This is a genomic window from Deltaproteobacteria bacterium (assembly GCA_005879535.1).
In the GTDB taxonomy this organism is placed as follows: Bacteria; Myxococcota; Myxococcia; order Myxococcales; family 40CM-4-68-19; genus 40CM-4-68-19.
Window position 1 is genome coordinate 19528 of record VBKI01000054.1, and the last position, 21720, is coordinate 41247.

At 66.1% G+C, this 21720-nt stretch carries 22 protein-coding genes and 2 tRNA genes; 11 read left to right on the top strand and 13 right to left on the bottom strand.

Annotated elements, in window-relative coordinates:
- Positions 1 to 534, top strand: a complete 534-nt coding sequence (locus E6J58_08175) for a DUF892 family protein (protein TMB38808.1) — start codon at positions 1 to 3, stop codon at positions 532 to 534.
- On the opposite strand, the gene E6J58_08180 is transcribed toward E6J58_08175, so the two are convergent.
- From E6J58_08180 to E6J58_08190, 3 genes are read right to left on the bottom strand one after another with little or no spacing between them, the layout of a single operon-like run.
- The gene (locus E6J58_08180; GenBank protein TMB38809.1) at positions 500 to 1216 is read right to left on the bottom strand and encodes an NAD-dependent epimerase/dehydratase family protein; all 717 of its coding nucleotides are present in this window, start codon (positions 1214 to 1216) and stop codon (positions 500 to 502) included. The two genes, E6J58_08175 and E6J58_08180, sit on opposite strands and share 35 nt — an antisense overlap.
- A 14-nt stretch (positions 1217 to 1230) precedes the next feature.
- On the bottom strand, positions 1231 to 2547 hold the full coding sequence (locus E6J58_08185; protein ID TMB38810.1) for a DUF2330 domain-containing protein: 1317 nt from the start codon (positions 2545 to 2547) through the stop codon (positions 1231 to 1233).
- Complete coding sequence (locus E6J58_08190; GenBank protein ID TMB38811.1) at positions 2511 to 3317, bottom strand: Na+-transporting NADH:ubiquinone oxidoreductase, subunit NqrB; 807 nt, start codon at positions 3315 to 3317, stop codon at positions 2511 to 2513. Before E6J58_08190 ends, E6J58_08185 begins: the two co-directional genes overlap by 37 nt.
- 57 nt (positions 3318 to 3374) lie before the next feature.
- On the opposite strand from E6J58_08190, the gene E6J58_08195 reads away from it, so the two are divergent.
- On the top strand, positions 3375 to 3776 hold the full coding sequence (locus tag E6J58_08195) for a GFA family protein (protein TMB38812.1): 402 nt from the start codon (positions 3375 to 3377) through the stop codon (positions 3774 to 3776).
- Here E6J58_08195 and E6J58_08200 read toward each other — a convergent pair.
- Positions 3767 to 4564, bottom strand: coding sequence for a hypothetical protein (locus tag E6J58_08200; GenBank protein TMB38813.1), 798 nt, complete (start codon positions 4562 to 4564; stop codon positions 3767 to 3769). The two genes, E6J58_08195 and E6J58_08200, sit on opposite strands and share 10 nt — an antisense overlap.
- 41 nt (positions 4565 to 4605) lie before the next feature.
- Between E6J58_08200 and E6J58_08205 the strand changes: the two genes are divergently transcribed.
- The 3 genes from E6J58_08205 (at position 4606) to E6J58_08215 (ending at position 5487) form a co-directional block, all read left to right on the top strand.
- A tRNA-Val gene (locus E6J58_08205) sits at positions 4606 to 4677 on the top strand.
- Between the two features lie 6 nt (positions 4678 to 4683).
- Positions 4684 to 4760: transfer RNA gene (locus tag E6J58_08210), tRNA-Asp, on the top strand.
- A 457-nt stretch (positions 4761 to 5217) separates the two neighbouring features.
- Positions 5218 to 5487: a hypothetical protein gene (locus E6J58_08215; GenBank protein ID TMB38814.1), complete on the top strand. Its 270-nt coding sequence runs from the start codon at positions 5218 to 5220 to the stop codon at positions 5485 to 5487.
- Positions 5488 to 5518: 31 nt separating this feature from the next.
- Here the strand turns inward: E6J58_08215 and E6J58_08220 are convergent, their stop codons facing one another.
- Both E6J58_08220 and E6J58_08225 read right to left on the bottom strand, forming a co-directional pair.
- A complete protein-coding gene (locus E6J58_08220; protein TMB38815.1) occupies positions 5519 to 5851 on the bottom strand; it encodes a hypothetical protein in 333 nt (110 codons plus the stop codon).
- A gap of 36 nt (positions 5852 to 5887) precedes the next feature.
- Entirely contained in the window at positions 5888 to 6778 is an 891-nt protein-coding gene (locus E6J58_08225; GenBank protein TMB38816.1) for an MBL fold metallo-hydrolase, read from the bottom strand.
- A gap of 261 nt (positions 6779 to 7039) precedes the next feature.
- On the opposite strand from E6J58_08225, the gene E6J58_08230 reads away from it, so the two are divergent.
- The 3 genes from E6J58_08230 (at position 7040) to E6J58_08240 (ending at position 11671) form a co-directional block, all read left to right on the top strand.
- On the top strand, positions 7040 to 8038 hold the full coding sequence (locus tag E6J58_08230; protein TMB38817.1) for an NADP-dependent oxidoreductase: 999 nt from the start codon (positions 7040 to 7042) through the stop codon (positions 8036 to 8038).
- 683 nt (positions 8039 to 8721) lie between these two features.
- Positions 8722 to 9951, top strand: a complete 1230-nt coding sequence (locus E6J58_08235; GenBank protein TMB38818.1) for a hypothetical protein — start codon at positions 8722 to 8724, stop codon at positions 9949 to 9951.
- 190 nt (positions 9952 to 10141) lie between these two features.
- Positions 10142 to 11671: a glycosyltransferase family 39 protein gene (locus E6J58_08240; GenBank protein ID TMB38819.1), complete on the top strand. Its 1530-nt coding sequence runs from the start codon at positions 10142 to 10144 to the stop codon at positions 11669 to 11671.
- Between the two features lie 2 nt (positions 11672 to 11673).
- Here the strand turns inward: E6J58_08240 and E6J58_08245 are convergent, their stop codons facing one another.
- Positions 11674 to 12444 (bottom strand): hypothetical protein, encoded by a 771-nt coding sequence (locus tag E6J58_08245; GenBank protein TMB38820.1) that lies wholly within the window; start codon positions 12442 to 12444, stop codon positions 11674 to 11676.
- Between the two features lie 143 nt (positions 12445 to 12587).
- Between E6J58_08245 and E6J58_08250 the strand changes: the two genes are divergently transcribed.
- Positions 12588 to 13982 carry a DUF2029 domain-containing protein gene (locus tag E6J58_08250; protein TMB38821.1) on the top strand — a complete coding sequence of 465 codons (1395 nt, stop codon included), beginning with the start codon at positions 12588 to 12590 and terminating at the stop codon, positions 13980 to 13982.
- Here E6J58_08250 and E6J58_08255 read toward each other — a convergent pair.
- Both E6J58_08255 and E6J58_08260 read right to left on the bottom strand, forming a co-directional pair.
- Positions 13951 to 14757 (bottom strand): ABC transporter permease, encoded by an 807-nt coding sequence (locus tag E6J58_08255; protein TMB38822.1) that lies wholly within the window; start codon positions 14755 to 14757, stop codon positions 13951 to 13953. The two genes, E6J58_08250 and E6J58_08255, sit on opposite strands and share 32 nt — an antisense overlap.
- Positions 14754 to 15527: an ABC transporter ATP-binding protein gene (locus E6J58_08260; GenBank protein ID TMB38823.1), complete on the bottom strand. Its 774-nt coding sequence runs from the start codon at positions 15525 to 15527 to the stop codon at positions 14754 to 14756. Before E6J58_08260 ends, E6J58_08255 begins: the two co-directional genes overlap by 4 nt.
- 175 nt (positions 15528 to 15702) lie before the next feature.
- Between E6J58_08260 and E6J58_08265 the strand changes: the two genes are divergently transcribed.
- Entirely contained in the window at positions 15703 to 16086 is a 384-nt protein-coding gene (locus E6J58_08265) for a hypothetical protein (protein ID TMB38824.1), read from the top strand.
- Positions 16087 to 16294: 208 nt separating this feature from the next.
- On the opposite strand, the gene E6J58_08270 is transcribed toward E6J58_08265, so the two are convergent.
- From E6J58_08270 to E6J58_08280, 3 genes are all read right to left on the bottom strand, one after another.
- Positions 16295 to 16963 carry an amidinotransferase gene (locus E6J58_08270; protein ID TMB38855.1) on the bottom strand — a complete coding sequence of 223 codons (669 nt, stop codon included), beginning with the start codon at positions 16961 to 16963 and terminating at the stop codon, positions 16295 to 16297.
- Positions 16964 to 17088: 125 nt separating this feature from the next.
- A complete protein-coding gene (locus tag E6J58_08275; GenBank protein TMB38825.1) occupies positions 17089 to 17547 on the bottom strand; it encodes a DUF2214 family protein in 459 nt (152 codons plus the stop codon).
- 51 nt (positions 17548 to 17598) lie between these two features.
- Entirely contained in the window at positions 17599 to 17997 is a 399-nt protein-coding gene (locus E6J58_08280; GenBank protein TMB38826.1) for a hypothetical protein, read from the bottom strand.
- A 187-nt stretch (positions 17998 to 18184) separates the two neighbouring features.
- On the opposite strand from E6J58_08280, the gene E6J58_08285 reads away from it, so the two are divergent.
- On the top strand, positions 18185 to 21232 hold the full coding sequence (locus E6J58_08285; GenBank protein TMB38827.1) for a hypothetical protein: 3048 nt from the start codon (positions 18185 to 18187) through the stop codon (positions 21230 to 21232).
- Positions 21233 to 21256: 24 nt separating this feature from the next.
- Here E6J58_08285 and E6J58_08290 read toward each other — a convergent pair whose 3' ends face one another.
- Positions 21257 to 21715 carry a carboxymuconolactone decarboxylase family protein gene (locus E6J58_08290; GenBank protein ID TMB38828.1) on the bottom strand — a complete coding sequence of 153 codons (459 nt, stop codon included), beginning with the start codon at positions 21713 to 21715 and terminating at the stop codon, positions 21257 to 21259.
- Positions 21716 to 21720: the final 5 nt, after the last annotated feature.

Below are 21720 nucleotides of genomic sequence, written 5' to 3' on the forward strand. Positions count from 1 at the left end.
ATGGAAAAGCTGGCCGCAAAGAACGCCACGAAGGTGATCGACCTGCTCAACGAGCGGCTTGCATTCGAGCGCTCCGGGGTGAAGCTCTACGACACGCTGCTGGGGCGCCTCCGCGCGACCGAGGATCGGACGCTGAAGGCCTTCCTCGGCGACGTGAAGGAACACCGCGAAGAAGAGAAAGAGCACGAGGAGTGGCTCGAGGGGCAGATCCGCGCCCTCGGCGGCGACGCGCACGCGCCGACGGAGCGTTCGGTGCTGGTGCAGGCGGAGTCGGAAGGCGTCGAGCGCGTCATGCGGCGCGACGACAGCATCCTGCACGATTTCCACGCGCTGCTCACTGCCGAGCTGGCGGACAACGCGGGGTGGGACCTGCTCGTGCAGATCGCGGACGAGTTCGGCGACTCCGAGGCGAAGAAGCAGTTCAAGAAGAGGCTCCACGAGGAGGAGAAGCACCTGCTCTTCGTGCGCCGGACGCTGCTCGAGCTGACCAAGAGGGACGTCAGCGTTCCGCCGCCATCCGCGCCGGCGGATTGAGTCCGAGCTCCCAGAGCTGGCGGCCCTTGAGGGTTCCAAACGGGGCACGCTCGCGGACGATGCGCGCGATCGCGAGGCAGAGGACGTCCACGGGTAGCGGCCGCAGATCGTCGGAGACGCCGCGCAGCGGTGACAGTTTTCCGAGGAACTGGAAGGCCGCGGCGACGAGCGGCGGAGGTTTGCGCTGCGCGCCATGGCTCGGGTGAGAGGGCGAGCCGCGCGTGTCCAGGAAGGACGGCCGCAGGATGGTGTGCGGCAGGCCGCTCCCGCGCACCGCCTCTTCCGCCTTGAACTTCCAGCCGAGGTAGCCGGAGCCGGGTTTCGCGCCGAGCGAAGAGACGAGGACGAAGTGGCGCGGCTCGGGGAGCGGCGCGCGTCGGGCGGACTCGAGGAGCTGGACCACCGGCCGGTAGTCGGAGCTCTCGTACGTATCTCCGGCGGCGAATCTCCTCCGCGTCGTTCCCACCAGGCAGACCACGGAGTGCGCTCTCGCCATCTGCTCGTCGAGCCGCGCTGTATCGGAGAGATCCGCGATCAGCGCGCGGTGGTCCTTCCCCAGCGGATGATGCTCCGCGGTCTTCGGGCGGACGTGTGGGATGACCGCGAAGTGCGACTCGCGCAGGTAGGGGACCAGCACGCTGCCTACCGCGCCCGTGGCGCCGGCGACGAACACCGTCTTCACGGAGGGAACCTACATCAGCGCCAGAGCTTCCTCCACCAGGGCATCTCCTCCTGGCTTGGCGCGTCTTCGCCCATCCGCTGGTGGATGCGGGACATCTCCCAGCCGGTGAGCGACGCCAGCGTCTCGGCCTCCTTGCGGCGGCGCTCGACGAGCTGCTCGCGATAGGCGCTCGCTCCGGAGCAGGAGCCGTTGCCGCGCCAGGGATGCCGGATGACGTAGCGGCCCTGGAAGTTCTGCTGATAGCCGGTCTCCTGGAACATCAGGTCTTCGGGAAAATGCTCCGCGTCGTAGCGGAGATGGAGCCGGGTCAGCGTCACGGGCACACCGCCGGGAGCAGTGCGCGAAATATCATCCGGGACCCAGAACACCCCGAGCTGCCGCAGCTCGTCCGTGGAGAGCGGTGGCGCCGCGCAGGGATCGCAGAACCCCATGTTCCAGACGTACTCGGTGGCGACAGCCCGGCGTCCGTGCTCGCGCCAGCTCTTCGCGAAGGTTTCCTTGTAGAATTCGCCGAACTCCTTCTGCACGAACTCTGGAACCTCGACGTCGCTGGGGATCTTCACCGTCTGGTAGTTGCTCGATTCCACGCGACCGTCGCGGGTGAGAGCGTAGACGATCAAGTCCTGCGGGCCGTCGGCGTTCGCCATCCCGAGGCGGATGGGGAGCATGAACTTCGGCGACTCGAAGGCGATCTGGATCGGGCGCAGCTCCTGGTAGCCGCTCTTGCGCTGCTCCTTGAGGTTGACGCGCGCGACGAAGAACTTCATCTGCTGCCGGACGTACGGCGCAAGCGCCGCCGCGGCCGGGGCGGGGATGCGGTAGCCGCTCTGGCGCAGCCAGATCTCCAGCCCCTGCGATTGCGTGGCGGAGAGCAGGACGATGTCGTACTCGCCCACGGTGTACGCGGCTTCCACGGTGACTCCGAGGACGTTCGCGGTCCCGGCAGCGACGTCGCGCATCTTCGTCGCGGGCGCCACTGCCATGGGCCAGACGGACCGGCGCGCGATCATGCACGGATCCCCATCGGTGTACTCGACCAGCCGCGGCGCGGAGTAAGCGTCGAGGCGCTCGAGCAGCCGTCGCTCGCCGACGTGGATCTGTTCGCGGGTGAGGACGGACGGCACCGGAACGACGAGGGCAAACTCGTCCATTTCGCCCTTGAAGTCGTTGCCCATGGTGATGACGGTGCGGTTGCCGTCGCGGACGATGGCGACCTGGGAGGACTTGTTGAAGAGCTGGCTGTCCGCCTTGCCTACGAAGAAGCCGCAGAAGGCGTGGGCGGGAGCGGCGGCGGTCAGGGCGACGGCAAGAGCGCAGGCTGCGGTGCGCATGCGGGTTTCTCCTGTTTGGTTTCGGTGAGCGCGTCGAGGAGCGGCGTGAGCGGAGCGCAGAGGAAGAGCGCCCAGACGATGGGGTTCTGGATGGAGCGCAGCGAGAGCATGAAGGCGACGGCCGCAACGATGGCGGCGAACGCCAGGCGCGCCGACCGCGACCGCGGCGTGGTCTTCGGGTCGGAGATCATGAAGAAGGTGAAGAGCAGCAGGCTGCCGGAAGCGAGCTGGTGCAGCAGGACCTCGGGGCGCTGGCCGAGGTACTGGATGCGGGCGGCGCGCAGCAGGATCCAGCTCGCGAGAAAGGCGAGGCTCACGTCGGCGCGGAAGGCGCGATGGGCAACGGCGAGACCGAGAGCGAGGATCCAGAGCAAGAACAGGCCGCTCTCGCCCCACTGCGTCGGCGAGCACCAGGCGCGCGGCGTCAGCAGCATCAGACAGCAAAGGCCGAAGTTTGCCGGATTGAAGAAGTGTCGGCCACGGATGCGCAGCGCGTACTTGCTGCCGATGGCAAGAACGCCGGCCAGCGGCGGCACCCACCAGGAGCCGGCGCGGAGCAGCAGCGTGAGGCCGAAGCTGGTGATGATTGGCGAGAGCAGGCCGGCGTGAGGAAGATTGAGGAGTCGCTCGCAGGCGAGTTGGGTCCCGAGGCACGCGGCGAACAGTAGCGGCGCGTGCCAGATGGGGAAGTCGCGCGCGGTCAAACCGAGGAGCAGGAAGCTGCAGAGAAAGGCGATCTGCAGCCACCGCGGGTCCTTGGGCAGGCGCATGACACTGCGGAACGCACAGGCTTCGCCCGGGATCTAAGATGCGCGTATGAGGGCGGGATGACGCGAACCTACAAGGGCAGCTGCCATTGCGGCACCGTCCGCTTCGAGTGCGAGCTCGATCTGGCCAAAGGCACGAGCCGGTGCAACTGCTCGATCTGCTTCAAACAGCGGTTCTGGAAGGCGATCGCCAAGGCCGGCGCATTCCGGGTGCTGCAGGGGAAGGAAGCGCTCTCGGAGTACTCGTTCGGGCGCGGGGTCATCCATCACTTCTTCTGCAGCCGCTGCGGCGTGAAGACCTTCGGGCGGGGGAACACGCCGGAGATGGGTGAGTTCTACGGAGTGAGCCTCTCCTGTCTGGATGATGCGGCGCCCGCTGAGCTCACGGAGGCGCCCATCCAGTACGAGGACGGAAAGAACAACCACTGGGAGCGCGTGCCCGCGGAGACTCGTCACCTCTGATCGGCGGGTGCCCAGGCGAAGGCGATGGCGGCGGAGCGGCGGTGGGGGCGGGGCGTGAGGCCGAGTCGCTGGAGCTCCTTTCCCCGGGCGGCGTCCTTGACCAGGACTCCCCGGCGGGCGACGCGCTGCGCCTGACGGAGCGTTTCGGCGTCGAGCGGCGCGTGCTCGGCGTGGGCGCGGAGGAGATCGAAGAGCGGACCCGACTCGCCCGCACGGCGGAACATCGGATCGAGGAGGACGACGTCGAAGCTTCTCGCGGGTCGGTCCCGGAGCCAAGCGCGATGGTCGGCGCGGACGACGTGGACGAGGCGGCCGGGATCGCGGCCGTGCTTCGGAAGGCGGCGCAGCGCAGCCTGGGTGAAAGCTGCGATGACGGGGTCCGCTTCGAGGGCGATGACTCTCGAGCCGGTGGCATGCGCCGCGACGAGAGCATCGCCCCCGAGGCCCAGGGTCGCGTCGAGGACCGAATCGCCTGGCGCGAGCGCGGCGTGCGCGACCAACGGGTCCGTTTCGCCCTTGCGCGCACGGAGGACGCGGAGGAACGCCATCCCGACGGTCGCCCGGTACACGCGGCCGCGCTCGTACAGATCGGCGCGGCGGGCGGCGAGGACAAGCACGGGGTTTCCGCCTTGGAGGAGCTGGTCGAGCGTCCTTCCCGCACGCGGTTCCGCCCGCAGTCCGAACCGCTGTGCGAGCTCCCGCGCCTCGGCGGGATCGCCGCTCGGCGCCGTCGTCACCACGGCGTCGCCTGCAGGCGGCCGCTCGCCTCGCGACAGGCTTGACTTCACCGGCCTGCTCCCGTAGAACCCGCCCCCGCTCGCTACCGCCTGGGCGGGTAGCTCAGCGGTAGAGCATCGGTCTTACACACCGAGGGTCGCAGGTTCGAAACCTGTCCCGCCCACTCTGTGGGGTGTTAGTTAAGCTGGTTATAACGCCGGCCTGTCACGCCGGAGGCCACGGGTTCGAGTCCCGTACACCCCGCCAGTCTCCGAGGCTCGCAATCAGCGCCGGTTGCGGGCCTTTCTCATCTTTCGGGCCTACCGCCGTCAGAGCCGTAGCAAGGGCGTAGCAAGCCTCACGTATCGTGTCCTGCCGGGCCACGTGGGCCAGTCCACCGCCACTCGGCGGCTCGGGCTCGACCAGGGTAGCAATCGGCAGGCGCACGCAGAGCATTGGGTCGCAAAGGGTCGTCCAAGGAAACGTCGTGTAGGCGTCGATGATCGCCTGCGAGGAGCCATATGTGAACACCTTGAGCGCATCAGGATTCGCGCCGCCCGCCCGTGCAAGTGACACAAACGTGCGCCGGGCATCGTGCTGGCGGCGCTGAGGCATCCGGAGCTTGCCGCAGTCCTTACGAAACTTCTTGAGCATGTGGTTGACGCTGCGGTGATTTCCCTCGCGCGACGGGATGATCAGGTCGTCAGCGCTGGGTTCGCGCTTCATGAGCTTGGGCCAGCCGTCCTCGCGCCAATCCGCCGACCCGGAGTATGAGCCCGCGCAGATCGCTCGCGCCGTGATTACGACCGGCTTGTTCTGGGGCGATGAGGACACTGAGGACAAGGCGGCGGTCTGCGGCGAGTCGCCGGTGGACGTGCCGGATCGGGCGGTGTTGGAGTGGGTGGTCGAGCGCTGCCGCTACGGCGACGCGATCATCGAGCATGGCATCGCGTTCGTCCTCGTCCAGCCCGTGATCGAGCCTACGGGCGCGTAGCTCGGCGGTGTCGAGCCTGGCGGCGCGTCACTCAACTCAAACCCGCATCGAACGAGGTGCCAGAAGCGGCAGGATCGGCCTTTTCGCGGACTATCTCGATGCGGAATCCCGCCTTGTAGCGAAGGTTCAGTGCCCGTCGCACGATCATCGGGAAGAATCCGAGTAGGAGAAGTCGAAGAAAGTCACTGAGTGCCTCGAACATCTCAGCGCTGACTCGCGGTGACGCGGAATTGGCGATCAGCCTGAGCACCAACTGCGAGCCGAAGTACAAGACCCCGGTGGGCCAAGAGATCGACCACGCGATCTCGGAAGCCTGACGATAGCTCAGTCGCACTTGCTGCCTGCCCGAGATCGGATCAGCCATCTGGCACTCCCGATCTGCAACCGAAAGGAGGCTCTTCTAAGGCAACTCAATCACGCTTCCGACGCCCGCATACCCATAATTCGCGCCCCAGACCTTCTTGAAATGCGCGAACGTGGGCTCGCCCGTGCAATGGCCCGGCGCGAGCCGCTCGACGTGCCAGGTATCGTGGAGCGCCGTCGCCACCTTGGAGATCTGATCGTCCGGCGCGGCGGGCATGTGGAACCCGCCCAGGACCAGATGAACGCGCGGGTCGATTCGAGCGGCGGCCTCGACGATCTTCTCGATGCCCGGGTGTGAGCAGCCCGCCACCAGCACGATTCCCTTCGTCGTCTTCAACGCCAGCGACAGCTCGCGCAGCTCTTTGGTCCCCGGCGTTTCCGAGACCAGCGAAATCAAGTGCACTCCCGGTGCGACCTCGAGATTGCCGTCGACGGGAACGAACTTCGCGCCGGGCCAGGCGCTGCCGAATTTCAGCGGCTCCGGCGGGCGCCCGCCGAAGTAGCGCTCGTGCTCGGTGAGCGACTCGTCCTTGCGATAAAAGCTGCTGGGAAGCGCGCTGCCGAAGATCCCAAACACTTCCTTCGGCGCGTAGATCGTCACCTCGGGGTTGACTTTCAGCAGGTGCTCGAGGCCGGCGGTATGGTCGAGATGCCGATGCGAGATGACGGCGAAGTCGAGCTTGCCGAGATCGACCTTCGCCGCTTTGACGTTGGCCGCGAAGACGGCCGCATTGTTTCCGGTATCGAAGAGGATGCGCTTGCCGGCGTATTCGACCAGCGCGCTGAAGCCCCAGTCCCTGACGAAGGCGGCGTTGCGGCCGAAGCCATCGTAGAGGATGGTCACCCGCGATCCTTCGGCCCGGGCCTCGCGCACGGAGACCATTGCCAGCAGGCACAGGACCGAGAAACTGACGAGGAGCGAGGACATGCGCACCCCCGAATGAGGTCAGCCTGGACCAAGCTGCGGTAGGAATGAACCGCAGATTGCGCCGGTTGTCCAGCACGGCAGAATGCCATCCGGTTCCACTGCAACCCTGGGCAAGGTGTGGCTCCTTGCATCGAAACGTCTGAACCGAGCCCGCTGAGCGCGAATCGCGATGACGCTCCGGGCATCCTCCAGTTTAGATGCTCGTCATCATCTAAATTCTGAAGAGAGACCGCTTGGACATGGGAACTGAGCGGGGGGCTGATGAAAGCACTGGCCATTCGTCGTTATCGGGCGCCGATGGAAACGCTGGAGCTGCCGCGGCCCGAGCCGGGCCCGAGCGATCTGCTCGTGCGCGTGCGCGCCGCCAGCGTCAATCCCCTCGACTACAAGATCCGCGACGGCGGCGTGAAGGTGCTGATCCCCTACTCGTTTCCGCTGATCCTCGGTAACGATCTCGCCGGCGACGTGGAAGCGGTCGGCCCCGCCGTCACCAAGTTCAGGGTCGGCGACGCGATCTATGCACGCCTCGACAAAGATCGCATCGGTGCCATCGCCGAGTATGCCTTGGTACGCGAGAGCGCCGCGGCGAAAAAGCCCGCGCGCCTCGACTACGTGCAGACCGCGTCGCTGCCCCTGGTGGGGCTCACCGCCTGGCAGGCGCTGATGGATCTTGCGCAGTTGCAGGCGGGCCAAAAGATTTTGATCCACGCCGGCTCGGGAGGCGTCGGCACGTTCGCCATCCAGCTGGCCAAACACCTCGGCGCGCAGGTCGCGACCACCGCCAGCGCCAAGAACCATGCGTTGCTGAAGTCGCTCGGCGCGGATGTGGCCATCGACTACAAGACCACCCGCTTCGAAGAGGTGGCGAAAGATCAGGACGTGGTCTTCGACACGCAGGCGGGCGAGACGCTGCTCCGCTCGTTCGAGTCGGTCAAATCGGGTGGCGTGGTGGTCACGATCGGCGGCCGGCCCGACGGCAAGTTCGCGCGCGCCTGGGGCCTCAGCCTGCCGCTCGTCTGGATCCTCGGGTTCCTCAACCGCAAGGTCGATCACCTGGCCAGAAAAAAGGGCGCGCGCTTCGAGTACCTGTTCATGCGCGCGAGCGGTGAGCAGCTGGAAAAGATCGGCGCGCTGGTGAACCATGGCGTCATCAAACCGATTCTGGACCGCACCTTTCCGCTGGAAGCCGCGGCCGAGGCCGTCTCCTACGTGGAATCGGGCCTTGCCGTCGGAAAAGTGGTCATTCGCGTCGCGGACTAGCTCCCGTACACCCCGCCATTCCAAGACCCGGCATTCCCCCTTGAATTCGAGAGGAATCTTGGGCCTCCGGGTTCTCGAGTGACGAACTGTCACCCAGATGTACCGACGCTCCGGCGCGGCAAGCCGGAGCCATGGGGTCGTAGGCGCACGTCGGCCGCGGCCTGGTGCAGGACATCGCGTTCGTCCAACCAGTTGTGTCAGCGGACAAGGAGTTGTCGCGTCTCGACTCAATCTGCCTGCGGTTGACGAAGCCGCTGCGACAAATCTCGCGCCGAGGAGACCTCTTGATCGGGGAACGAGTCTCCACACTGGTGCAGGAGGACGTATGGAGCGATGGATCAAGCCGTTGCTCGTTGCGGTGGCAATGACGTTGGGCTGCGGTGGAGATCCCGATCCGCAGGATGCGGCGAGCGGCGCAAATGCGTCGATGAGCGTCCAGAAAGCATCTGTCGCGCACGGCAAATGCCCGGCCGGCACGTTCAAATGCGGCAAAGTCTGCTGCGACGCATCGGGCGATGTGTCTTGCGTCAGCGGAGTGTGCTGCGTTCCGCCGCATTGCCCTTAGCAGGTGCCTCACGATCAGTAGGCACGCCGCCGTCGACAGCGACGAAGTCGCCTGCGTCGGCCAAGGCTGTTGACCCGATTGGGCTCTGCGACGCCACGTTGAACCCGCGAGTAACCAAATGACTTCCAAAATCATGGGTCGGCCGTTTAACACGGTCATGTCCAGGCGGCACTTGCTCAAGCAGCTCGGCAGCGTGGGCATAGCCAGCCTGGCCCGGCCGTTGCTCGCCAACGTCGTGAAGGCAGCGGAACGCTCGACCCCGCTGCGCGGGACCGGGAGCAGTTTGATCAGGCACGTCGTCATTGCAATCCAGGAGAACCGGTCCTTCGACCATTACTACGGATACGCATCGTTTGCCGGGCGCTTCGGCGTGCCACAGAACTACTCGCAGCCCGATGGCAGCGGCGGAAAGGTATTACCGGCACATCTCACGACGCTGAATACCCCCGACCCCGCGCACACCTGGGCCGCCGTTCACGATGAGTGGGACAACGGCGAGATGGACGGCTTCTATACCGCCGACGGCACCGCGGCGGACCTGCCGTACTACTACAACCTCTTCAAGGACTTCACCATCTGCGGAAACTACTTCGGCTCGTTGCTCGGCCCAACCTATCCGAACCACCTGTACCTTTGCGGCGGCACGTCGGGCGGTAACACGACCAACAACATCGCTGAAGGGAGCCTCGATTACCCGATCATCCTCAACCTGTTGGACGAGTTCGGCATCAGTTGGAAGAACTATAACCTTGGGCACCGTAAGAATTTCATCTCGCTCAATGCCTTTGAACTGTTCACGGAATGGAGCAAAGACAAGCGCGTCATCGGCTTCTCTGAAAGTGACTACTATGACGATCTGAATGCGGACACCTTCCCCCAAGTTGCCTTCATCACGCCCACGCTCGACATCAGCGAGCATCCAGGGTTCGACATTCAGCATGGCGAGGCCATCCAGCAAAGCCTCATCACGGCATTGATGAGCTCCTCGATTTGGTCCAGCTCAGCTTACATCCTGACGTACGACGAAGCTGGCGGGTACTTCGATCACGTAGCGCCGCCAGTCCTTGACGCGTACGGCGCGGGCATCCGTGTACCGACATGGGTGATCTCTCCTCATGCGAAACCGGCTCACATAGAGCCGACCGTGTACGAACACAGCTCGGTGCTGAAATTTCTTGAAGTCGTCTTCGGCCTGTCGACGCTGAGCTCCGTGAACCATCAGTTCGACACTTCCACCCCAGGCACCAACAACGCCGCCGCCAATGGCGCCCTTACTGGCCCGCCCGCCCCGCCGCGCGACGGCCTGAAGAGCATCGGAAACTTGACGGAGTGCTTCGTCACGATCTAGCCCACGGCACCGTTTCGAGGCTTGGAAGCTTAGGAATATCTTGGCGACCGGTTTGCAGCCCGTTTGCACTCCGCGCCGAGACCGTCACCGAGGCCATTTCAGCGGTGTCGTTCGCCTTGCTGAACCTTCCGCTTTCGGAAGCCGCCACGGGGTAGCCACAGCGCTGCTATTCTCGGTATCGGGATTGCCGATGTCCGCATCCTCGTTGAGAGTCCGGATCGAAGCCGCGCTGCGCGACGACCGGTTGGCGGTCGCGGCAATCGCGCTCCTGGCGCTCGCCGCACATCTGCTGACCATTCATCTGTACGGGTTCCACCGGGACGAGCTCTACCTCATCGTCTCGGGTCGCCAGCTGGGCGGGCCCGGAGTGAACCACGCAACGCCGACCGTATTGCTGGCGCGGGCGGCGGATCTCATCGGCGGTCTCTCACCGTTTGCCCAGCGCATCCCCGACACCTTGTTCGGCATGGCAGTGGTGGTGCTCACCGGGGCATGCGCGCGGCGGCTAAGCGGCGGGCGCGGCGCGCAGGTCCTCGCGGCACTCGCCGTCGCCACCGGCCCCATCTTTTTCTTCTCGGCCGGCGTGCACGGGACGAACGCACCCGACCAGCTCTGCTGGGCGCTGACGGGATGGATCTTCCTCGGCTTCTTCGATCTCCGATCAGCGGGCTGGCTCACCGCGCCGCGACGCTGGGAGTTGCTCGGCGGCATCATCGGCTTGGGGTTCCTCACGAAGGCGACCGTATTGATATGCGCCGCCGGATTGGTCGCTGCGATGCTTGCGACGCAGTTGCGTTCGCAGTTGCGGACTGCGGGACCCTGGATCGGCGCCGCCATCGCCCTCCTGTTTCTGGTGCCGACTGCGATCTGGCAACAGCGTCACGGCTGGCCTCTGCTCGAATTCATCGCCGACAGCAACGCAGCGGTGCGCCGGCGCACGCCGACGGCCGCGATCCTCCTCGACCAGGCGAGGCTGCTTCACCCTGTAGGGCTTGCTGTAGCGGCCATCGGCGTCGTGTCCGGCCTGCGCCGCGGAGCGTCTGCTGGACAACGCGCCGCCGCCGTCTGGTTCGTCACCGTTCTCGTAGCGGTGCTCGCACTGCACGGGAAGCCGTACTACGTGGCGTCGGCGGCACCGCTCGCGATCGCCGCCGGTTCGATCGCTTGCGCGCGATGGCTCTCCAGTCTCTCCGCAAGGACCGCGCGAGCGCTGCTCGCTGGCTGGCTCGTCTCCGCCGCCGCGACTCTCGCGGGCACGCTCCCGCTCCTGCCAGCAGCCCTCCAGGAGCGACTCCAGCTGGTTCGGCTGAACCCTGAGCTGATTCAATTCGCGGACTGGAATAACCACGTCGCACAGATCGCGGATGCCTATCGGCGAGCAGGCCTCGCGGCGACACCCGGCGCCGCGATCCTCACCGAGAGCTACGGGACAGCCTCCGCGGTCGATTTGCTCGGCGCCGCGCACGGTCTTCCGCGAGCGATTTCCGGAGGCAACGACTTCTTCTACTGGACCGCAGGCGTAGAACCGCAAGCCGTTCTCGCGCTGGGATACTCGCCTGCGCTGTTGTCCGCTTTGTTCGACGAGGTGACGGAGGTGGGCACCATCCGCGGCGTTTCAGACCACGACAACCGATTCGACTTTCCCCGCGTGGCGTACGTCTGCCGGCACCGGAAACGGGCCTTGAGCGGGCTCTGGGCGGACTTGAGGCGGTTCGATTGACGTCAGTAGTTCTTCTGAACGAGGGCCTTGGGCCCGAAGTACAGCACGGCATCCTTGATGTTCTCGTAGAAACGCCAGAACCCGGTGAGCCGCTTCCCCTCGCGCACGTGCGCGAACGAGAAGACGGCGCGCTCCTCGCCGCGGCCAAGTGGCGTCACGCGATGGTACGCGCGGGAACCGCAGAAGAAGACGAGCGAACCTGGTTTCATCGAGATGTAGAGCTCGCGCATCTTGCGCTGCCGATCGTTGCGGAAGAGCTGGAAGTGGACCTTGCTTTCCGTGTCGTTGATCAAGCCGAGAGATGCCGTGTACGACGCGGTGTCCTCGCAACCGCAATCATCATAGTGAAACCCGACGTGATCGCCGGGCCGCTGGTAGACGTAGAGCGCCGCCGCGTGAGCGTCCGAGCCACTCTTGAGCACGACCTGCGCTCCGGAGAGGCGTCGGGCGAAATCGAGGAAGGCCGGCGACCGGTACAGCGCGTAAAGCGCGGGCGCGTGCCGGGCGATCGCGCCGTGGCCGACGGTGCCGGCCTTGCGCACGAACGGGACGTACGCGCGATGGATCTGCGGATAGAGCCGCCGGCACTCTTCCACCATCTCGTCCAGCAGCAGCGGCGCCAGGAAGCTCTCGAGAAAAACGAATTCGCCATCGTCGCGGAATCGCGCGGCGACGGATTCGAAGTCGAGCGCGTCGATCGCTTCGCGGATGGCCGCCTCGCGCGGCGAGATCACTTCGTCGCCCGGCTTCCCGGCAACCGCGGCGGCACGCATGGCGGGAACGCTATCGACGGTCCTGGAACCTGTCAACGCGGCAAGGTTGACGCTGTGGTCGGGACGGGTCCACGCTCGACGGAGTGGATGCGCGACGAAAACTGTCGTGGAGAGCGGTCCTTCGGTTCTGGCCGCACATCCTGGTGGTCGCCTTCTTTCACGTCGGCTACCACCGTGCACAGTTTTCCACTGAAGAGCGGCAGCGTCTCTACCAAAGATTCTTGCAAGACCCCATTGGGGCCTCGCTTGCCGATCCGAGCGCCGCTCTGCGCGTCCACCACGTTCGCGACGGAGACGAGTACCTCTATCTGTCCTGGGCCAACTTGATGTTGGGGAAGCCGGCGGACCTCGAGTTTCTCCTTGCCGAGAGCGACACCACCATCCCCCTGCTCCCCTTCCACTCTTCAGAACGCGGACGCTTGCTCCCCTATCGGGATCTCGTCTTCCAGTATCCACCCCTGGCGGTCATTCCCATCGTCTTGCCAGCCCTGATCACGACCCATCCGGTTCTCTATCCATACGCCTTCGGCACGCTGGCCGGACTTGCGGCGCTCATGATTGCGTTTGCCGGCTGGGCCGTCCGGACTCATCTCGCAACTGACTTCCGGCATTCCGATCGCCACTATCTCTGGATCTCGGCAGGCGCGCTGTTCCTGGTTGGAGTGACGCTGGAGACGCGTCTCGACGTCTTTGCTGCGGCCATCGTGGCGGCGGCTCTCTTGGCTGCAGTGACCGATCGCTGGGTTCTGGCAGGTGTGCTCCTCGGGGTGGGAGCGGCCATGAAGGTCTATCCGGCGCTCCTCTTTCCGGCGTTTGTGGCGCCCCTGGTTGCACAGCGCGGCTATCGCAAGGTCCTCGATTCGCTCGCGACGTTCGTCGCCACAGTGCTTCTTTCCTGTGTGCTGCCGGCGCTGGTGACCTGGAGTGGATTCCTCCACGCTCTGGAATTGCAGTCCGCTCGGGGGCTTCAGGTCGAATCAGTCGGAGCAACAGTGCTCGCCTGGATCGAGGTAATCACCGGATCGCCGCTCGAAACCGCCCGACAGTTCGGGGCGAGGGATCTGGTCGCCGCATCGGCGCCCTGGATCGCATCGATGTGCCGCTTGCTTGTGCCGGCGATGGCATTGCTGGGCGCTCTGCTTTCCTGGTGGGCCACGCGCACGCACCACCCCGTCGGGCGACCCTCTCAGGCGCTGATCTTCGATGGGGTCGCGACCGCGATGGCCGGGATCTGGATCGCCTCGCCGGTTCTTTCGCCTCAATACCTTGTTTGGGGCCTTCCCGTCTTTCTCTTCGCCAGCAGCTCGATAGCCCGCTTGCTCTACTTGCTCGCACTTGGCGTAACCCGGATCGAATATCCGGCTTGCTATCCGTTCATCGCCCACCTTGAATTTTCTGGGCTGCTCGTCCTCACCATTCGCAATGGGCTCCTGCTCGCGACCTGGACCGCACTTCTCAGCAACTGGATTCAACGATTTCGGTGCCCCGATGATTTGGTATCACCGACTACTCCCCGATCTGCAGCAGCTTGCCGGTGATGCGGGCGGAGCGGAAGAAGAGCAGGAAGGCGAGGCTGCCGGCGCCGAAGTAGACGACGTTGAGCGCCATTGCGCAGAGCAACAGATCGGAGCGGAAGCGGTGCTCGAGGATGGCGGCGCGCATGCCTTCAAACACATAGGCGGGCGGCAGGATCCAGGCGATCGCTTGCAACCAGTCGGGCAAGATTGACACCGGGTAGTACACCGCGCTGACCGGTGCGATGGCGAAGATCGCCGCCCAGGCAAAGCCCTCCGCGCCGAGGCCGACGCGCATCACCAGGCCGGAAACGGCGAGGCCAATGGCCCAGCCGAAGACGAGCAGGTTGACGAAGAAGGCGAGCAGCGGCCAGCCGAGCGAGTAGATCGAAAAGTGGAAGAACAGGATGGCGAGAATGCTGGCGGGAACCATGGCAATCAGCGTTCGAACCACCGACATGGTGAGCAACGCGGCGATCATCTCCCACGGCCGGAGCGGGCTGACGAACAAGTTGCCCAGGTTGCGCGACCACATCTCCTCGAAGAACGAAATCGAGACGCCAAGCTGGCCTCGGAACATCAGGTCCCACAGCATCACGCCCGCCAGGAGCACGCCGAAGGCATGCGCCACGAAGCTCGATTGACCGCGCAGGAAGACCGAAATGAAGCCCCAGAGCACGATCTGCACCGCGGGCCAGTAGACGAGCTCCAGGACACGCGGCCACGAACCACGCAAGAGATAGATGTGGCGCAGCGCCAGAGTCCAGATCCGGCCACAGGAGACGAGCACGGCGATCATGCGAGCGCTTCCGATACCTCCACGGCGGAGCCTCGGGCGATGGCGAGGAATACTTCCTCGAGGGTATCCCGACCGTAGCGCGCTAGCAGTGCCTTCGGGGCGCCGCGATCGACGATGCGGCCGGCTTTCATCATCAGCACCTCGTCGCAAAGGCGCTCGACCTCGCCCATGTTGTGCGACGCGAGCAGGATGGTCGCGTTCCGCCGCGTCCGGTAATCGGCCAGGTATCCACGAACGAAATCGCCGGTCTCCGGATCCAGGCTCGCCGTCGGCTCGTCCAGAAGTAGCAACTCGGGCTGATTGATCAGCGCCTTGGCCAGCGCCACGCGCGTCTTCTGCCCCGTGGACAGGCTGCCAACAGCGCGGCGCAGCAAATCGATCAGATCGAGATCGGCCGCGAGCGCTTGCATTCGCTCGCCGGGGTGGCGGATGCCGTAGAGGCCGGCATAGATGCGAAGATTCTCTTCGACCGTCAAGCGGTGCGGCAGATCGACGTAAGGCGCTGAGAAGTTCAACCGCGGCAAGACGCGGTAGCGATGCCGGGTCATGTCCTCGCCGAGCACGCGAATGCTGCCCGCCGTCGGCAGAAGCAGGCCAAGAAGCATGCACATCGTCGTGGTCTTGCCTGCGCCGTTACCGCCCAGGAGCGCGGTGACACGGCCGCGACCGACGGTGAACGAAATGTCATCCACCGCCCGCGCCGCGCCGTAGTGCTTGGCGAGCCCGATCGCGGCGACGGCCGGCGACGCGGTGTTCGGATCTGGCAGCATGGTGGGCGCGCATCATGGCTGCGGGCGCCGGCACCCGCAAGCCGGGGGGCTCGCCGGGGGAGCAGCTCGTGTTGGCGCAACTTCCGCATGCCCCCATGCGCTCACGCGTACTCCGTCAACGCCATTTCCGAGATACGAATAGCAGCAGCCGGACTAGGATGCTGGCGGGAAACCAATGAAACGCCTGGGTTACCTGTGGGCGGCGCCGACGACTGTCGCGTGCCTGGCGCTGTTCCTGCTGCCGATGTGGGCCTTGCGCCAGATGCGGCCTGATCGGTGGCGCGATGGCGCGTGGGAATGGCTGGTCGTGCCTGGCTCGGGCTTCGAGCGCCGGTGGGCACACGGAAGCGGCTGGTGCGGAGTGACGCTCGGCTGCTGCATCCTGTTCGCGTCTGAGGCCGACGCGCTGAGACTCGCGGTCCACGAGCGCCGGCACGTCGTGCAGAACCTGATCCTGGGACCGCTGTTCATGCCGCTGTACGTGCTCCTCTGGCTCGCGTACGGCTACGAACGGCACCCGCTGGAGCGCGACGCACGTTCGGCGGAGGACGTGGCGTGAGATCCGGTGACACGATACGCAACTGAGCGTGCCAACTCGCCCCAGGCGAGTTGAACCAGCAACGTCAATTGACGAAGGCGATTCGCGTTGAGTGCCGCAAGGGCGAGAAGGAACGCCTCTGAGACTCGCGTAGCCGGAGATTGCGAGCTTTCGCCAGTCGTCAAACCAGCCTTGGATTGCGCTCGATTCGCGTCGTTCAGCCATGCGCTCAGAGTCGGAGCGACATGCAGGTGAGGCCGCCGTCCATCCTGCGCGGCTCGGTGAGATCCAGCTCGACGACCGGCAACCCCGACTCGTCGAGCTGGCGCCGCGTCTTGGGGAACCCGGCAGGCGTCAGCAGCGTGCCGTTCATCAGCAGCGAGTTGCACGCCGGTTCCTCGCTCTCGTCCACGACGATGTGGCGGAATGCGCGCAGTTCCGGGTGGTCTGCGAACCGCTTGCTGACCAGCAGAGTCTCGCCGCCGAGCCAGCTCACGCTGGACTTGAGATGCAGGCCGGCCGCCACGGGCACCGTCTGCGAGCGATAGCCATGCGGTTCGAGCAGCCCCGCGAGCTGCTCGGCACCGGCTTCATTCGTGCGCGCGGAGAGGCCGATGAAGACGGTACGGCCGGCGATGAGCACGTCACCGCCGTCGAGCGTCGCCGGGTATTCGAGTCGCGCGAGCTCGCGGTAGCGGGCGAGCACCGGAACGATGGCGTCCGCCTCTCCCCGCCGCGACGGTGCTCCGGGGCGCGCGACGACGGCGAGCTCCGGCACCACCACCGCGACGTCCTCGACGAAGTACGCGTCGGGAAAACCTGGGAGCGGATCGAGCACCTCGATCTCGAGACCCAGCGCGCGCAGCGCATCCGCATACGCGGCGTGCTGGGCGAGCATATGCGACGGATCCGGCTTGCCAAGCCCAGCGGTGGTGAGGCCAGCCGCGAAGTCCGGCCCGGGCCGCCTCAGAATTGCGCGCGTCAGCACGCGCGGAGAATAGCGCAGCTCCGGGGAATACGGCCTCAGAAGAGCCAGAGGCCTCGCGCCATCGCCGCGGCGGCGAAGGGGATCAGGACCACGAGCGCGCTTTCTACGTCATCCACGAAAACCAGACGGGAGAGGCGATCGAAGCCGGGCAGTGGCCGGCTCCCCCGCCGCGCGCTCCGCCAGCGGATGAACGTGACCATCGGCCAGATCTCGAGCGCGACGACGGACACGAAGAGCGCCATCTTGATCCAGAAGAAACCGTTGCGCAGGTAGAATTCGGGCGCTTTCTCTACGTGTCCGAACGCGCGAGCGAGCCCTGTGAGGAGCCAGAGCGCAGCGGCGACGCCCCAAAGCGTATCGGCGGCGAACAAACCGTCGAGCGCACGCGGGTCAGGACCGGCTCGGAGCGCGCGCAGAAACCGGCCGCGCATGAAGACGGAGCCGAGCCCGATTCCCAAGGCGAGCACGTGCAAGGCCGAGAGGACCAGTGCCATGACCACCGGCGCACCCTAACCAGGCCGCGCAACCGATGGCAACGTCGCCGTCTACCGCTTGCGCTTCCCGCCGATCTTTCGCCTTGGCTTGGCGGCTTTGCTCTTTGCTCTGCGCGCCTTCTTGGCGGTCGCCGCGGGCTTGTGCGCTGCGCTTGCCGCAGCAGGACCTTCTCCAGGCGCCTCGGCCACCTTGTCGGTGGCGCGCTGGAACGCCGTCTGAGCCTTGCTGGTGGCGTCCTCCACCGCTCCCGCCACACCCTGCGCGGTCTTTCGGGCCCAGAGACTGAGCTCGTTCAGGCGATTCCGAACCCGCTGCTGCCGTTCCGGATCCATCGCGGCGTCGAGCAGCTTCTGCGCCTCGGCCTTGATGTCCTCGCCGGTGCGGCGGAAGTCTTCGCCCGTCTTTCGTAGAAACTGCCTGAACTGCTCTTCCCAGCTCTCGTCGCTCATGGCCATCTCCCGGCGGACGACCAACTAGTACTGCGCTGGCAAACAGGGGGCCAATTTCACGCTCATTAGATGCCGTAGCGCGCTCGCGCGCAACACGGGTGCGTCCTGCGCGGTGCTGGTCACACTTCGTGCGCGCGGCACTTGTTTCGACGACCAATCAGCTTGCGTTACCGTGGAGGACGCCCTCATGAAACGCATCGCGATCTTCATCGCCCTCTTCCTCCTCGCCGCCAGCGCGACGGTGGGTGTCAATGCCTGGCGTTGGCGCGAGCGAAAGCTGAGGGACGACCAATGGAACCGCGAGCAAAGCGCCGCGGAGAACGATGCCGCAGGGAAGCTGGGTCTCAAGACGCAGCCCCTGCCTCCGCACCCACTGGAGCGTCGCCTTGCTCTCGACGAAGTGCTGCGGTTGGAACCCGACCGCAGGTTCCTGCTCGCGGCGCGCGAGCTGGCGGACGCGGACGTCGCGGCAAGTTTTGCGAACGGCGGCTGGATCCTCTCTCGCGGAGGACGGGAATTCGGACGCATTGGCGAGCTGCCGGATTTTCCCGAGTTGATGAACGCTCTCGCTCCGCTTGCCAAAGAGTGGGTCGCGGCCCAGAAGGTCACCGGCAAGGCTCCGCGAATTCGGGCGGTGCGCGGGCACAAGGAAGCCTTCGCGGCCATCCGTGATGCGCAGACCCGATGGTCCAAAGGCGACCACGGGGCGACCGTTCTCCACGACGCTGCGTCTGCCACGGCCGCCCTCATGCTTCAGCTGCCGCGAGCATTCGACGCGGACGATCGCCTCGACGCCCACGCCATCGCGCTCAGCGCGGCCGACGCGGCCGCGGGAGCCGACGGTCGCGGCCAGCGGGCCGTCCTCGCGCTCGCACTCGGATATTTCGGCGCGGCGCGCGCTCTCGCTCCCGCCGAGGAGGAGCCGGCGCTCCATGCATTCCTCGCGCCCGATCGGCGCAAGCTTGCCGAGGCAGCGCGACGCAAAGATGCCAATGCAGGCGATCGCCATCTCTTCTTTCGCTGGCTGATGCAGGACGCGGACGAGAAGGCTTTGCTGCGCTTCATCGGCGCCGCGCGGGACAATGAACACGTCTCCATTCCCGCCGTCGGCCAGTTCCTGATCGACACCGATCTCCAGGTCGTGGCCGCCGCGAGCGACGCGCTGCCGGCGCTCGCGTTGGCTGAGCTGGAAAACGTGCGCCCGACAGCTCCGACGGATGTCGAACCACTGAGGGCGTTGATGACGGCGCGGAACTCGGCGTTGCAGACGCTCGGCAACAACGAAGATCTGCGGGCGCGGCTTGCGACGGATCTCCAACAGGCAGATACGACGTATGCGGGCCCACTGTGGCGTGCAGCGGATACGAGCGCCTGGTACGCAGCGGCTACTGGATCGGCGCTGCTCGGCTTGGCCCGTTCCGGCTACGTTCTACGCAACGATGCCTCGGGCCTCGCGGACGAGCTCGGCACCTGGCCCCTCCCTGCGGCGGGGCCCTTGAATCGCTGGCTGAAGGCGAGGATCGCCGCCGATCGAGGGAGCCTCGACGAGGCGTACGGGACGCTGGCCAGCTCGAAACTGCCCGGCGCGCGCGCCGCCGCGGACCTGCTCGACGCTCTGGCGAGGCAGTCGGAACCGCCGGATCCACGGATGATCGAGGCGGTTCGGGTGGCGTTGCGCCATTTCGATTCCCGACCGCTCAGCCGCCTCGTCTGGGCGGAGGTACTTCGAATCCATGCGCGCGATCTCGATCGGTTCGGGCGCCTGGCTGCGAGCATCGTCGACGACGCGCCCGGCAAGTACCTTGGCGACGAAGCGGCTCTTTGGAAGCAGCGCGGTGATCTCTTCCGGGTCAAAGAGCTCGGCCTCGACGAAAGACTTCCGTTCGCCGCGAGGCTCGAGGCGGCACGGATGCTGGTTGATGAACGGAACGGATGGGCGTCGATCGTCCTGTCACGTCTCTCGCGCGAGCGACCCGCGGACCTGGAGACACGTGAGCTGCGCATCCGGACCATCCACGACCCGGCAGGTCCCGCCGGCCTCTCCGTAGCGCTCGACCTGTTGCGGGCGTACGGAGACGACGATTCGTTCCGGGTGGCAGGCGCGAGGTGCGAAGCGGCCCATCAACTCGACGGAATGGGCAAGCACGAAGAAGCCCTCGCCATGGTCGAGCGCGCGCTTCCCACCGAAGCGGTTTGCGCCTACCGCATTGCGTGCGTGCAGCTGGCCAAGCTGGGCAAGAAGGAAGACGCGGAAAACCTGCTGCTCGCTCATTTCGCCCGTCATCCGTACGCCGAGACCGCTGTCACAATCGCAGAGGTGCGGTGGTGGAGCCACAACGACGCCGGCGCCGCGGACATCCTCGCGCATCCGCCCGCCGGCCTCACGCGCAGGGACTTCCGCGAGCTCGGCGCGCGATTCGCGGACGTCTTCCGCGGGCGTCCCGCGGCCGACGCGAAACACGCGATCGAAGCGCTGCTCCAGGCCGGAATCCGGCCAGAGTCGATTGTCGAGCTTGTACCTCCTCTGGCGAAAGCAGGAGCGGCCGCGCAGGCCTTCGAGGTGTCCGCGCTGCTCAGCCAGAAGGTGCCCCCCGAGAAGAACGCAGGCGTCCTGCTCAGCGCATGGAGCGCGTCGCGCGCGGCGAAAGGCGCGCCGGCGGCAGAGGCATGGTTGCGCACGCAGCCCAACCTCGTGGACGACGAGCTCGCCGCCGCAGCGTACGGCGGAGGCTTCGACGACGCCCTGTGGGAGCTGTTTCCCAACAGGCCGCTGGACCCGGCTTTTGCCGATCGCCTCACGCTGCTGCGTGCCGCCTCGATGGTTCGTCGCGGCGAGCGGAGTGCGCGCCGCGACGCGCTTCAGAAGGACCTCTCCGATCCGCTGGCCCGGTGGAAGGCACGGCTTGCACGGTTCCTCGGGCTTCCCGGCGCGTACGAGAGCTGGGAAGTGCAGCTCGCGCGGTACGTGCTCGGCGAGGACGGCGAAGAAGAGATCGCGGACGCGGCGACAGAGGGTTCACGGCCGTGCGAGGCGCCGTACTACTTTGGCGTGCACGCTGCCCGGAAATTCCACCTGGGCAACGCGCGGGCCTGGTACCGGGTGGCTCTGGAGTGCCGCAACCCCGAACAGCCCGAATTCGTCTGGGCTCATCGGGCGGCGTCGGAGGTGGAACGGGATCCTCCGCGGCCGCAATACGAGACGCCACCGTCGAACTCGCCTCAAGCTGCCCGCTGACCCTCCCCGGCGCCGGCCGTGCGCTCAGCCCGGCCCCGAGCCCGCCACCTGCCTGGTGCTGACGTTGAGGCGGTTCCAGACGTTGATGGTGGCAATCGAGAGGATCAGCCCCGCCAGCGCCCGCTCGTCGTAGTGCCGGGTCGCCTCCTTCCAGATCTCGTCGGGGACGGGGTCTGCCCGGTCACTGAGCCGGGTGATGGCCTCGGTGAGAGCGAGCGCGGCGCGTTCGGCGTCGCTGAAGTAGGGCGCGTCCCGCCATGCAGCCAGCGCGAAGAGGCGCTCGTCCGTTTCGCCGGCCTGCTTGAGCATACGGGGGTGCATGTCGACGCAGAGGCTGCAGCCATTGATCTGGCTCGCTCGCAGTTGGACGAGGCCGAGCGTCCGCGACGGCACGCCGCCCTTTTCCGCAGACGCTCCGAGGGCGTGGAGAGCCTGCATCGCGTTGGGAACGATCATCGCCGGGTTCTTCATCCGTGCTTGCATCACTG